At 53.7% G+C, this 12276-nt stretch carries 14 protein-coding genes; 3 read left to right on the forward strand and 11 right to left on the reverse strand.

Annotated features, from left to right (window positions below):
• Positions 1-134: 134 nt before the first annotated feature.
• The 10 genes from HS100_05665 to radA form a co-directional block, all read right to left on the reverse strand.
• Positions 135-1787: an FAD-dependent oxidoreductase gene (locus HS100_05665; GenBank protein ID MBE7433383.1), complete on the reverse strand. Its 1653-nt coding sequence runs from the start codon at positions 1785-1787 to the stop codon at positions 135-137.
• A 54-nt stretch (positions 1788-1841) separates the two neighbouring features.
• A complete protein-coding gene (locus HS100_05670) occupies positions 1842-3320 on the reverse strand; it encodes an NAD(P)/FAD-dependent oxidoreductase (protein MBE7433384.1) in 1479 nt (492 codons plus the stop codon).
• Positions 3317-4939 carry an NAD(P)/FAD-dependent oxidoreductase gene (locus tag HS100_05675; protein ID MBE7433385.1) on the reverse strand — a complete coding sequence of 541 codons (1623 nt, stop codon included), beginning with the start codon at positions 4937-4939 and terminating at the stop codon, positions 3317-3319. Before HS100_05675 ends, HS100_05670 begins: the two co-directional genes overlap by 4 nt.
• Before the next feature lie 80 nt (positions 4940-5019).
• Positions 5020-6222: an aminomethyl transferase family protein gene (locus tag HS100_05680; GenBank protein MBE7433386.1), complete on the reverse strand. Its 1203-nt coding sequence runs from the start codon at positions 6220-6222 to the stop codon at positions 5020-5022.
• A 129-nt stretch (positions 6223-6351) separates the two neighbouring features.
• Positions 6352-7248, reverse strand: coding sequence for an NmrA/HSCARG family protein (locus HS100_05685; protein ID MBE7433387.1), 897 nt, complete (start codon positions 7246-7248; stop codon positions 6352-6354).
• Position 7249: 1 nt separating this feature from the next.
• Positions 7250-7588, reverse strand: a complete 339-nt coding sequence (locus HS100_05690; GenBank protein MBE7433388.1) for a DUF5519 family protein — start codon at positions 7586-7588, stop codon at positions 7250-7252.
• On the reverse strand, positions 7585-8040 hold the full coding sequence (locus HS100_05695; protein MBE7433389.1) for a MarR family transcriptional regulator: 456 nt from the start codon (positions 8038-8040) through the stop codon (positions 7585-7587). Before HS100_05695 ends, HS100_05690 begins: the two co-directional genes overlap by 4 nt.
• Before the next feature lie 85 nt (positions 8041-8125).
• Positions 8126-8713 (reverse strand): DUF998 domain-containing protein, encoded by a 588-nt coding sequence (locus tag HS100_05700; protein ID MBE7433390.1) that lies wholly within the window; start codon positions 8711-8713, stop codon positions 8126-8128.
• Entirely contained in the window at positions 8710-8928 is a 219-nt protein-coding gene (locus HS100_05705) for a DUF2277 domain-containing protein (GenBank protein ID MBE7433391.1), read from the reverse strand. Before HS100_05705 ends, HS100_05700 begins: the two co-directional genes overlap by 4 nt.
• A 56-nt stretch (positions 8929-8984) precedes the next feature.
• Positions 8985-10394 carry a DNA repair protein RadA gene (gene radA, locus HS100_05710; GenBank protein MBE7433392.1) on the reverse strand — a complete coding sequence of 470 codons (1410 nt, stop codon included), beginning with the start codon at positions 10392-10394 and terminating at the stop codon, positions 8985-8987.
• Between the two features lie 153 nt (positions 10395-10547).
• On the opposite strand from radA, the gene HS100_05715 reads away from it, so the two are divergent.
• Genes HS100_05715 through HS100_05725 form a run of 3 tightly spaced genes read left to right on the forward strand, consistent with a single transcriptional unit; the run spans position 10548 to position 11523 of the window.
• The gene (locus HS100_05715; GenBank protein MBE7433393.1) at positions 10548-10895 is read left to right on the forward strand and encodes a DUF1304 domain-containing protein; all 348 of its coding nucleotides are present in this window, start codon (positions 10548-10550) and stop codon (positions 10893-10895) included.
• Between the two features lie 36 nt (positions 10896-10931).
• A complete protein-coding gene (locus HS100_05720; GenBank protein ID MBE7433394.1) occupies positions 10932-11213 on the forward strand; it encodes a BrnT family toxin in 282 nt (93 codons plus the stop codon).
• The gene (locus HS100_05725) at positions 11200-11523 is read left to right on the forward strand and encodes a hypothetical protein (GenBank protein MBE7433395.1); all 324 of its coding nucleotides are present in this window, start codon (positions 11200-11202) and stop codon (positions 11521-11523) included. Before HS100_05720 ends, HS100_05725 begins: the two co-directional genes overlap by 14 nt.
• On the opposite strand, the gene HS100_05730 is transcribed toward HS100_05725, so the two are convergent.
• On the reverse strand, positions 11499-12272 hold the full coding sequence (locus HS100_05730; protein ID MBE7433396.1) for a lipoyl(octanoyl) transferase: 774 nt from the start codon (positions 12270-12272) through the stop codon (positions 11499-11501). The genes HS100_05725 and HS100_05730 overlap by 25 nt on opposite strands.
• Between the last annotated feature and the right edge of the window lie 4 nt (positions 12273-12276).

The following is a 12276-nucleotide window of genomic DNA, read 5'->3' on the forward strand; positions in this document are numbered from 1 at the left end:
AATAAACCGGTGGTCGGGTGGGGAGAAGCCCGTAACGAGACCACCATGTTTCCATATAATCTCTTGATTGATCTCAACGCGCTGGTTTCGATACGTGGCGCTTGCAGCGCGACTACTCAACCAGCGGAATTTATTTACAATCCCTTCAAATATTCCTTGATCAACGCATAGGCGATCGCGCCTTCGCCGACCGCCGAAGCGACCCGATGGTTTGTTCCATAGCGCACATCGCCTGCGGCAAAAATCCCCGGTGTGGATGTCTCCAACAGAAACGGATCCCGGTCGAGGGTCCAGCCGCGAGGCGGGGATTTTTCTTCCATCACATCGGGTCCCGTGAGGATATATCCCTTGTCGCTGCACTTCACCAATCCCGAAACGACCTGGCTTTGCGGACGCACGCCGATGAAAACGAACAAAGCCGCGGCATCGAAAGACTTCGTTTCGTTCCTCTTGGTATTCGTGACGACGATCCCTTCGAGCGTGTTCGTACCCTTCACCTCGATCAAATCCGTATCCGTCAGCATCTCTATCTTCTTGTTTTCTTTCAGCGCATCGACAAGATATTTCGACGCAGTGGGGGCGTGTCCGCGGATCAGCACCGTGACCCTGCTCGCAAAACGGCTGAGATAGATCGCGCCCTGCGCCGCCGAGTTCGCGCCGCCCACGACAAAGACATTTTTATCCATGTAGTTCATCGCTTCGGTGTACGCCGCGCCGTAATAGATTCCCGCACCGGTAAGATTCTCCGCGCCGGGCATCTTCAAAGTGTGGAACGACGCGCCTGTTGCGATCAATACCGCATGAGACGAAATCTCCGTCCCATCCTTTAACTTGACGATCCGATACGCCTCTTTGACTCCGACCTGAACTGCCTCCTGCGCCGATAAAATTTCCACGCCGAATCGTTTTGCCTGCGAGACCGCGCGGCGCGTGAGATCATCGCCCGAGATGCCAGCCGGAAAGCCGAGATAATTTTCGATCTTCGGGCTCGAGCCCGCCTGCCCGCCCGGCGCGGCTTTTTCGATGACGAGACATTTCAAGCCTTCGGAGCCTGCATACACAGCCGCTGCCAGCCCGGCGGGACCGCTCCCGATCACGATCACATCATAAAACGGAAGTTCCGCCTGCGTTTGCAATCCGACTTTATCCGCCAGCGATTTCAAGTCCGGCTGGATGAGAGTTGTCCCACCGGGAAAGAAGATGACGGGAAGTTTTGTTTCACCGGTCGCGCTTTCGACCAGGCTTCGCGCGTTTGAATCCTTTTCGATATCGAGCCATTGATAGGGAATCTGATGCCGCGTGAGGAAATCCTTCACCTCATGGCTTGCAAGCGACCATAACGTCCCGGCGACTCGGATGCCTTCATACGGCAGTCGAACATGAATCCTCCAATCCTCCAATAACTCGTCGAGAACCGGATACAGTTTTTCCTCGGGAGGATGCCAGGGTTTCATCAAATAATAATCAAGCCCCACTTCGTTGATCGAATCAATTGCTGCTTTTGTATCTGCATATGCAGTGAGCAAGACCCGTTTGGCATGCGGGAAGGTCTTCATCGCCTCAGCCAAAAATTCCGTGCCGCTCATTTCCGGCATGCGCTGGTCGACCAAAAACAGCGCGACGGTTTCGCCGCGCTGTTCGAGTTTAATCAAATATTCCAATGCAGCTTTGCCGGAGTTGACGGGGAGAATGCGATAGTCCTGTCCATACTTCAAGCGCAAGTCGCGTTCAACAGAGTTGAGAACTGATGGATCGTCATCAACGGTCAGGATCGCTGGCTTTGCCATCTTTGCATTCTATCATCAAAGAAAACATCCGAAGCCATGCCCGGGATGTCTGGCTTACTTCACGGCTCGGACCACATTCCGTCCCGCCGCGCCGCTGACCCCGCCTCCGCCGTGGACTCCGCTGCCACATAAATACAAATTATCAATCGGTGTCTTGTGGTTCGACCAGCCCGGTATCGGACGCATGAACAGGAACTGGTCGAGCATGAGTTGACCGTGGTTGAGGTCGCCTTCGGTGAGACCGTAGGTGTCCTCTAGGTCTTGAGGAGTGATGGTCTTTGAATTTACGATTGACGATTTCAGATTTACGAAATGTTCTGAAAGTATGTCAATCGCTAACTTCTCAACTTTCGAACCTTCAACCTGCCAACTGCTCTTTTTCAAAGCATACGGCGCAAACTGGAAATGGATAGAAACAGTATTGCCCGACGTAGTAACTTCCAAATAGGGTTTCTCGGAAATTTCGCCGTACTTCGCCGCGTCGTAGGCTTTTTCGAGATATTTGATGGATGGGGCGAGGACGACTGTCCCTGCGGGGATGCCATGATTGCCGTTGGTCTGTAAGTGGATTTTCGCCACCGATCCGCGCATTTTGATGGACTGGGTATGCCAGACGAATTCGGGCGGCAACTCGCGCGGACCGACGAGTTTGAGCAGGGTATGTTTCGGGTCTGCGGCGGAGAGAATGACATTCGCGGAAATCTCTTCACCGTTGGCAAGAACAACGCCCTTCGCCACTTGGTTTTCCACTCGGATACTCGTTACTTCTGCCTCAGTTCTAATTTCACCGCCAAAGGCTTTGACAGCATTCGCTAAAGCCGTTGTGATCTCGCCTGCTTTGCCAACATTCTTGTGAGCCAGCCCGCCGCGATTCATCCAATTGTGGATGAGGGTGTAGCCGGTGCCTGCGCCCATTGGACTAAGCGTCGAGCCGTGAATGGCAACGGCGCAAATCGCGACTTTGACAACTTCGGACTCGAAGTATTCCTCCACGAGTTCTTGCGCGGTCATCGGCAGGGCGCGGATGAAGTTGAGCATGTCTTTGCGACCGGCGAGTTTTAATTCAAGTGCCCATTCGAGCAAGCCATAGCCTTCTTTGAAGCCAAAGTTCATCGGCAGGCGCGGCATGATGGTGGAGTAGGTCACGTCCATGATCTGCGCGGCTTTGTTCATGAAGCGCACAAATTCAGGGAAGCTCGCCGCGTCTTTTTCGGAGATGCGTTTGATGGACTCGGCGTCGAGCGTGAGGGGGGAACCATCCGCTAACAGGGTGATGAAAGGCTGGGGAGCAGAATCAGGCTGAAGTCCGTGAGAGGCGAGTTTCAGGTCTTTGATAATGTCTGGGCGGAGAGTCCCGCCGGTGTGGAGAGAGTCCACAGAAAAATTATCTCCAAAAGATTCTGTGACTACCGAACCGCCGACGATGGAACGGCGTTCGAGAACCAAAACTTTTTTGCCTTGCTTGGCGAGATAGGCGGCAGCGACAAGTCCGTTGTGCCCCGCGCCGATGATGATGTTGTCGTAGTGGCTCATAGCATACCGTCCTTGAGAATTTCTTTTGCCGCCAACATGCCGGGCGCGCCCATCACGCCGCCGCCGGGGTGTGCGCCGCTCGCGCCGAAGTAGTAGCCTTTGAGCGGGGTGCGGAAGTCTGCCCATTGCGGGGTGGGACGCAGGAAGAAAATTTGGTGCAGCAGCAGTTCGCCGTGGAAGATGTTGCCGCCGGTGATGCCCGCGATGCGTTCGATGTCTTTCGGCGAGATGACCTGCATACCCACGATGCACTCGCGGATGTTCGGCGCGTATTGCTCGATGGTGGCGATGACCGCTTCGCCGAGTTCGTCACGGCGTTGGTCTGTCCAGCCGCCTTCGAGGTCGTAGGGCGCGTACTGCACGAAGCAAGACATCACGTGATGTCCGGGAGGCGCCATGTCGGGGTCGATCATCGAGGGGAAGATCATGTCGAGATAGGGACGTTTCGAGATCTGCCCGTACTTCGCATCGTCATAAGCGCGTTCGATGTAATCAATGCTCGGGCTGATCGAAACCGCGCCGCGATGCAGAACCGAGTTCGCGCCGCCGTGCCCCGCACCTGTTGCGGGGTTGCCATATGGCAGCGCGGTGAAGTTCGGCAGTTTGCTCAAAGCAATATTGACCTTGCCCGACGAACCGCGTGTGCGGAAGTTTTGAATCGAGGTGACAAAATCATCGGGCAGATGTTTCTGCTCGACAAATTGCAGGAAGGTGCGCTTCGGGTCGGCGGCGGACATCACGACTTTGGAATCGAGTTCATCGCCATTTTCGAGGATGACACCTACAGCGCGTCCACCCTTGACCTTGACCTGCTGCACGCTTGAGTTGACTCTGACCTCCACCCCAAGCGCTTGCGACGCGTTATAGATCGAGCCACTGACTCCGCCGGAACCGTTCTTGGCAAAACCCCAGGCGCGGAAGGCGCCGTCAATTTCGCCCATGTAGTGATGGAGCAAGACATACGCCGTGCCGGGAGAGCGCGGTCCGAGATAGGTGCCGATGATGCCGCTGGCGGCTTTGGTGCCTTTGAGCGCGTCGGTCTCGAACCATTCTTCGAGCAAGTCCGCGGAAGATTGCGTGGCGAGTTTGGCGATGGTGTAGAGTTCTTTTTCGGAGAGTCCCGCTGCGTATTGACCGACTTTGAGCAAGCCAACCAAGTCACGAGGACTCAGGGATGAGGGATCGGGGGGGATGAGGTTGATGATCGGCTTGATGGCTTTTGCGGCGCGCGCCATGACGCGGGCGTACTCGTCGTAGGCTTCGGCGTCTTTGGGCGAGTGACGATACAACTCGCGGCGGGTCAGGTCGTGGTCATCCCAGGAGGCGAGGTAGTCGCCATTTTCTATGGGAGTGAAGGTGGAAGGCAGCGGCAGGATTTTTAATCCGTGCTTGGGCAGTTCCAGATCGCGGATGATCTCCGGGCGCAGCAAACTCACCACATAGGAAAATTCAGTGAACTTGTAGCCGGGGAAAATTTCCTCGGTCACTGCCGCGCCGCCGACGATGGGTCGGCGTTCGAGCACGACCACTTTTTTGCCTGCGCGGGCAAGGTACGCGCCAGCCACAAGTCCGTTGTGACCGCCGCCGATGATGATTGCGTCATAATTGTTTGATGTCATAAGTTCTTCTTTTCTGTTTGAAGGTTGCAGGTTTGAAGGTTTACAGGTTTTAACTTTTCAACTTTCAAACCTGTAACTTGCTAACGTTTTTTCCACTCCGGCTCGTAGAACGGCAGTTTGACCACTTTTGCAGGTGCTTGGCGGCGGTGATGTTCCACTGTGATTTCCATGGTTACATCGGTGCCGATTTCGTAATATGGTTTCTGCAAATGCGCGAGGGCGATATAGGTCTTGAGCAATGGCGACCATGTGGACGTGGAGGCATACCCCACCTGCACACCGCCCACCATCACAGGCAGACTGGCGCGGACTGCCGAGCCAGGGATTTGCGGCGGCAAGCCGACCTTGCTGAATAATTTTTCCATGCCGACCCAATCCACTGCCAAGCCGACCATCTTCCAGGCTGAGCCTTCGCGCTTTTCTTTTTCCAACGCGCGGCGACCGACGAAGTAACCGGGTTTATCGAGGGCAACTGTCCAATCGAGCCCCAACTCGAAGGGAGAGGATTTCTGCGATTCGATCCATGCATGAGAAGCGGAGGTGTAATCGACATCAAGCATGAAGAGACCCGCTTCCACGCGTGCCATGTCCATGGCGAGGATGCCAACGGGGGTAATGCCGTAATCAGAACCGGACTCCATGAGGGTGTCCCATACTTTGAGCGCATCTTTGGCGTCCATCCAAATCTCGTAGCCGAGGTCGCCGGTGTAACCGGTGCGCGAGATGGTCACTTCCACGCCTTTGATTTTGTTGGTCATCAAACGGAAGTACTTCAACTCGTCCACTGGTTTCTCAACCACCTTGTTCAGCACCTTGCGGGTATTTGGTCCCTGAAAACTGAGCGCCGCCACGTCATCGGTTACTTCGGTGATGGACACATCCATGCCAACCGCATTCATCATCAGCCAGCGCAGATTCGGTTCCGCAGCAGTCAGGCGAAAGGTCTGCTCTTCGAGGCGTGAGATCGTGCCATCGTCGATCATCTTGCCTTCTTCATCGCACCAGCCGGTGTAGGCGACTTGTCCCACTTTCATCTTGTGGACATCGCGGGTGGTGACACGGTGAAGGAGAGCCGCCGCATCCTTGCCTTTGATGATGTACTTGATCAGCGGCGAGACATCAATGAGCGCCGCCGAGTTGCGGATCGCCCAATACTCGCGGTCGAGCACATGCTCGTACGAGCCGACGACAAAATAGCCCGCCCACTTGCGCCAATTCTGCGGCTGGCACAACGCGGACGTCCGTTCGTGGAAGGGGGTGTTTTTGAGGTTGAGATTTAGCATGGGGGAATGATTCCTTGAATTGGCGCGGATTGTAAATTATATATAATTTGCTGACAATCAGGAATTTTTAGGATTAAAGACAAAGCAGGTCAGATATTCTCTGACCTGCTTTGTGCATTTTTTAATTTGTTATCCCCAACCATTCTTTTCAGGGATGGGGATCGGCTGTTGGTTCTTCCAGCCATTCTTGAGAAGATATTGTTCAAAGGTCAATAAACCCGGGTGAAGTTTGCGAAGCGCGGCAATATCCGCATCGTAGCCTTTGCCGTTGAAGAATTCATAGGCGGCTTTCATTTCTTCCTCCGAGGCGTTGCCCCATCCACCGGTTGGCGCGGTCAGCGTTACAGGACGTCCGATCATCTTGGTGAACATCTCGGCAAGTTGCGGCTCGGTCAGTTCATCACCCGCCAGTTCAAGGGTCTTGCTGAGATATTCTTTGGGGTTCGCGAATGCCAGGGCGGCAAACACGCCGATATCTTCAACCGCAATGATCTGGGTGGCTTTGTCGGGACGGGTACCATTGCCCGAGAACGTGCCGCTCAAAATGTACGCGCGGCTCCAGTTATGGTTGTCCATGAATGCCACAGGGCGCAAAATGGTGTAAGGCACGCCAAGGGTGTGGATGTATTGTTCGATGATCCACTTGCTCTCGAAATGTTTCTGTCCCATGCCGCGGTGCGCCGACCCGACCGAAGAGTACACCAAGTGCTTCACGCCTGCGGCTTTGGCGGCATCGGCAACGGCTTTGCCTTGCTTGATCTCGCCTTCGAAGCCGACGTTCGGCAGCCAGAAGTTCTGCACGCTGAAGACGCCGTAGACGCCATTGAAGGCGGCATCGAGGTTGGCTCGGTTTTCCATATCGCCTGCGACGAGTTCTGCGCCGAGCGATTTCAATTCATGTGCCGCAGGCTTGTTGATATCACGCGTCAATGCACGGACCTGCCAGCCTTCTGCCAAAAGTTTTCTTGCTACAGCGCCGCCTTGTTGCCCGGTGGCGCCTGTTACCGCGATAAGTTTGTTGCTCATTTTATACCTCTATAGTTTTTGGTTTTTGTTTTTGTGCGATCTCAACACTTTCACGAAATAATGCTATTGCCTTTTCCACATCGTCTTCCTGTTGGAGGTAGAAACTGATCCAACCTGTCTCCGGCAAAAGGTGATGCGGCTGCGCACGTCCTGCGGCGACGAGCACATCGCGCACTTTCTTCGGAAAGGGAATATCCACCATGTGGTCGCCGTGAATATGCCCGATTTCACGTTTGCCGATCACATACTCAACGCCGCCGAAACGATGCGGTTGCACTGTCACACCTGCCCAGGATGTGACCGCCTTTGTGATCCGTTCCTGTGCGCCTTTGATGCTCATTCAGACGCCCTTCCTTTACCTAACTTCTTGCACAGTTCACCCAATGTCTCCAGTTCCTTCACCGTCAGGATGCTGAACTCGTCCACCAATACCGCCACATGACCGGGAAGCACCGCCTCGATCTTACTCGTGCCTGCCTCTGTCAAATGAACATGGATCACCCTGCGGTCTTTTTCATCGCGTTCCCTGCGGACCAAGCCATCGCGTTCGAGATTATCGATGACGGTGGTCATATTGCTGCCGCTTTTCAATACCTTGCTGCTGATCTCGCCCTGGGTCATATGCCCCAGGTGATACAGCGACTCCAAGACTGCGAACTGCGAATAGGTCAGGTCCCCGATCGAATTACGTTCTGCCAACCGCGCCAGCAGGGAATTGGTACAACGGGTCAGTTTTATGAACGTGTCGAGGGTGCGCATTTCTGCGCGGGTTCCAGAATAATGGGTGGGCATATCGAAACTCCTTTGACGTCAATTATTTCGATGTCGAAATAATAGTATATTTTACGACCAGGGTCAATCTAGCCATTTGGGTAGGTTAGGATTGGGAATTCAAACGGATCGCCGCGATCTCATTCCACACCAAAATCGCCAGCAGGAAGAGGTAGAACGCGGCGCCTTTGATGAAGAAGGCGGGTCCTGCTAAAGCGAGTGTCCCCCATGTATAAAGAGATAAGTTCTTCCAACGCTCATCGGCGCGGAAGGCGAAGCCGAGGACGATCATGGCGGGAAAGAGACTTAGACCAAGCAAGACAAATGAGAGGTCATGCAAACGTCCATGCCAGGTGGCGGGATAGTCTCGAATCGTCGGGTCGGTGGTGAAGGCTAAGGCGGCGAGGAATAGACCAGCGAACGCCATCAGCGTTGCACCAAGTTTGGAAGCAATGCCAGGCTTGAGGTCCAGAAAGAGGCGGCGGGCGAAGAGAGTCATGATAAATCCCGTGGCGATAAAGGTCAGGGTCATGATCCATCCGAAGCGACCGAGCGCCAGCCCGCTGGGCCAGTCGAATGTGGGATCGTTTATGGGATGCCAGCCGAGGCTGAGGAGGAATTCGTAATTGACGAGGGTGAGAATGGTGAGGACGCTTGCGAACAGAATCGGACCAAGAAGGATGACCCGCTTCATGATTTTTCTTGAAGGGTCTTCGTTGTCAATAACCCCAACATTTTGCGCGTGGATGCGGCGACTTCTTCGATGGCTTTGTTGAACGCCTCTTCATTTACTTTGGACGGTTTGCGATACCCGCTGACTTTTCTCACATATTGCAAAGCGGCTTCGTAGATCTCCTGCTCGGTGACGGGGTGATCCATATTTCTAAGGGGTTTGATACTTCGGCACATTTCTTTCCTCTTTTCACACAGATGAACACAGATAAATTGGTGGGGTGAATCTGCGTTTATCCGCGTTTATCTGTGGTTTTCAACGCCTTATCCAACGCCTGGTCCACCGAGCGGACTTCGATGATCTCGATTCCTTTCGGATATTCTTCGCCTTTGCGAATCGCTTTCGGGACGATGGCAGTTTTGAAACCAAGCTTCTGCGCCTCACGCAGACGCGCCACCATTTGCCCAGGCATACGCAATTCGCCCGCCAAGCCGATCTCGCCGATGAGAACAAGATTGGCTTGAATGGGAACATCCTTCCATGAAGAAGCAATGGCGGCGGCGACAGCCAAATCTGCGGCGGGTTCGTCGATCTGGATACCGCCCACCACGTTGACGAAGACATCCTGCTCGGCAAGTTTTAACCCGACACGACGTGTGAGAACAGCCGTTATCAATAGCAGACGATTAAAGTCCACGCCGTTCGGGGTGCGGCGCGCATTGCCAAATTGAGTCGGCGAGGTTAATCCCTGCACTTCCACGAGAATGGGACGTGTGCCTTCCATCGTCACTGCAATGGCAGAACCTGCGGCATTGACCAAACGCTCCGCCAAAAATGCCTCGGATGGATTCAGTACTTCATTCAAGCCGCCTTCGCGCATTTCGAACACGCCCACTTCGGATGTCGCGCCAAAGCGGTTCTTCACCGAGCGCAACAGACGATACGCTTGAAAACGATCTCCCTCCAAATACAAGACCGTATCCACGATATGCTCCAACACACGCGGACCGGCAATGGAACCTTCCTTCGTTACGTGACCGATCATGAAAACGGTCAAGCCGGTGGATTTCGCCAACTCGCGCAACTGCGACGAACATTCGCGCACCTGCGAAACCGAGCCCGCCGAAGAATCCAATTCAGCGAGATACGTGGTCTGGATGGAGTCAACGATCAACAGGTCCGGTTTTGATTCGCGGACGTGATTCAAAATGATCTCAAGGTTGGTCTCCGTCACCAACAGCAAATCCTTGGGCAAATCCTTCCCGCCGTTGAACAAACGTGAAGCGCGCATCTTGATCTGCCGTTCCGACTCTTCGCCCGAAACATACAGCACGCGCTGCACCTTCGCCATCTCCATCGCCATTTGCAGCATCAACGTGGATTTGCCGATGCCCGGGTCGCCGCCCACAAGTACGATGGAACCGGGGACGATGCCTCCGCCGAGGACGCGCGCAAACTCGCCGATGGGCAGGTGGACACGGTCTTCCGCCTCACCGCTGACCTCGGAAATAGGACGCGGCTCCGAGCGGCCCGTCAGCCCGCGGACGTTGACCGCGCCTTTCTTCGCCACAGGCTCATCGTGGATGACTTCCTCCACCATGCTGTCGAACGCTCCGCACTGCGGGCATTTGCCCATGTAGGATGCGGAGACTCGTCCGCATTGCTGGCAGACAAATCGGGTGTGGGTTTTGGTTTTTGCCATAATTCCTCTCGTATGGGCGAGGTGACCTCGCCCATACAAATCATTGCGGTCAGTATAACAGAATTTTTGTTCTGTTTTGTCCCTGCTATACTGTATGTCACGTTTGTAACGTGACGTCACGCTAAAAGCGTGACCTACCCAAAGGAGAACCGCATGAAACTCGTATCAGATATTCTTATCGTGATCGTTGCCCTCTTGCACTTTTTCTTTCTCTACCTCGAAATGTTCCTATGGGATAAGCCGCGCGGGATGAAGTCTTTTCGCATGACGGAGGAGCAAGCCAAGCAATCAAAGACACTCGCCATGAATCAGGGACTATACAACGGCTTCCTCGCCGCCGGTCTGATATGGGGATTATTTGCAGACGACGCGGTGAAAATATTCTTTTTGAGTTGCGTCATCATCGCGGGGATTTTCGGCGCGTTCACAGTCAGCAAACGCATCTTTTACATTCAAGCCGTCCCCGCTATTTTGGCGTTGGTGATTTTTCTGGTGTTTTAGCAATTTTGGAAGGTATAATTCAAGGGTTCAAACATCATGGAAGATACAGAATTCGAATGGGATAACGAAAAAGCGGAAAGCAACCTCAAGAAGCACGGCGTAAGTTTCGATGAGGCCGCCACGATTTTCAACGATCCGAACATCGCCACCATATTAGACCCGGACCATTCAGAACATGAAGAAAGATTTGTTTCCATTGGCAGCTCTGTCATCGCCCGTTTGTTGACTGTAATCCACACGTTTCGCAAAACCCGAATTCGATTGATCAGCGCAAGAAAGGCTACGAAGGTCGAAAAGAAACGATATGAAAACTACTAAGAAAAAGAAAAGCAAAGATATGCGCCTGGAATACGATTTCAGCAAAGCCGAGCGCGGCAAGTTTTACCGTCCGTTGAACAAGGGCTATACAACCCGTGTCACAAAGCGAGATGGGAGCGTGGTTGTCAATCACTACGCTATTACGGCGGGAACGGTTGTGCTTGCGCCCGATGTGATGGAATATTTCCCCGACTCCGAATCGGTCAATGAAGCCTTGCGGACATTGATACGGTTGATGAACGCCAAGCCCGCCATTAAATACAGACAGAAAAAATCGGTTTCAATTCAGGTGGCTGAAGGAAAGAAATGAAAAAAGGCGTCTTTTAACCTTGCCTTCACATCTTCCATCGTCGGCACAGGGTCGAGCAAATCTGCCAATGAAACGACCGGCTCGGGCAAGCCGCAGGGGATGATACCGTTCCAGTAATCCATATCCGGGTTCACATTCAACGCAAAGCCATGGCGGGTCACACCGTTCACATCCACTTTGACGCCGATGGCGGCGATCTTGGCGGGCTTCTTGCGGTCTTCAGGTGAGCAGCGCGGACAGCGCGAGTGAACGTCGGCTTGAACCCATACGCCGGTCTTTCCGGGGATTTGTCCTGATGCGATTCCAAATTGCATTAATACCCCAACGAGCATTTCCTCTAGTTTGCGAATGTAGCCAACGTAATCAGACCTGACAGGTGTATCGGCTGTAAACCTGACAGGTCTCCCAGCGGAATTCTCCAAATCAGACAATTCTTCGTGAGACCTGTCAGGTTTTATTGGGTTTAAGGGAATCAACGGATACCCCACCAACTGACCAGGTCCGTGATAGGTCACGTCGCCGCCGCGGTCCACCCAGTGAGTGGAGATCCCCTTTTCTTTTAGTTGAGTTTCATTCCAGAGTAAATTATCCGCGTTGCCCTTCCGCCCGAATGTGTAGACGTGCGGGTGTTCGAGCAAAAGCAAGGTCGGCGGACGTTTCCCTTCCGCGATCTGCGCCGCATATTCGTCTTGCAGCTTCCAGGCAGATTCGTAATCGATCAAACCGAGGTCTTGGATTTCGATGTTCATACCG

The sequence above is a fragment of the Anaerolineales bacterium genome (assembly GCA_015075725.1).
Taxonomy (GTDB): Bacteria; Chloroflexota; Anaerolineae; order Anaerolineales; family Villigracilaceae; genus Villigracilis.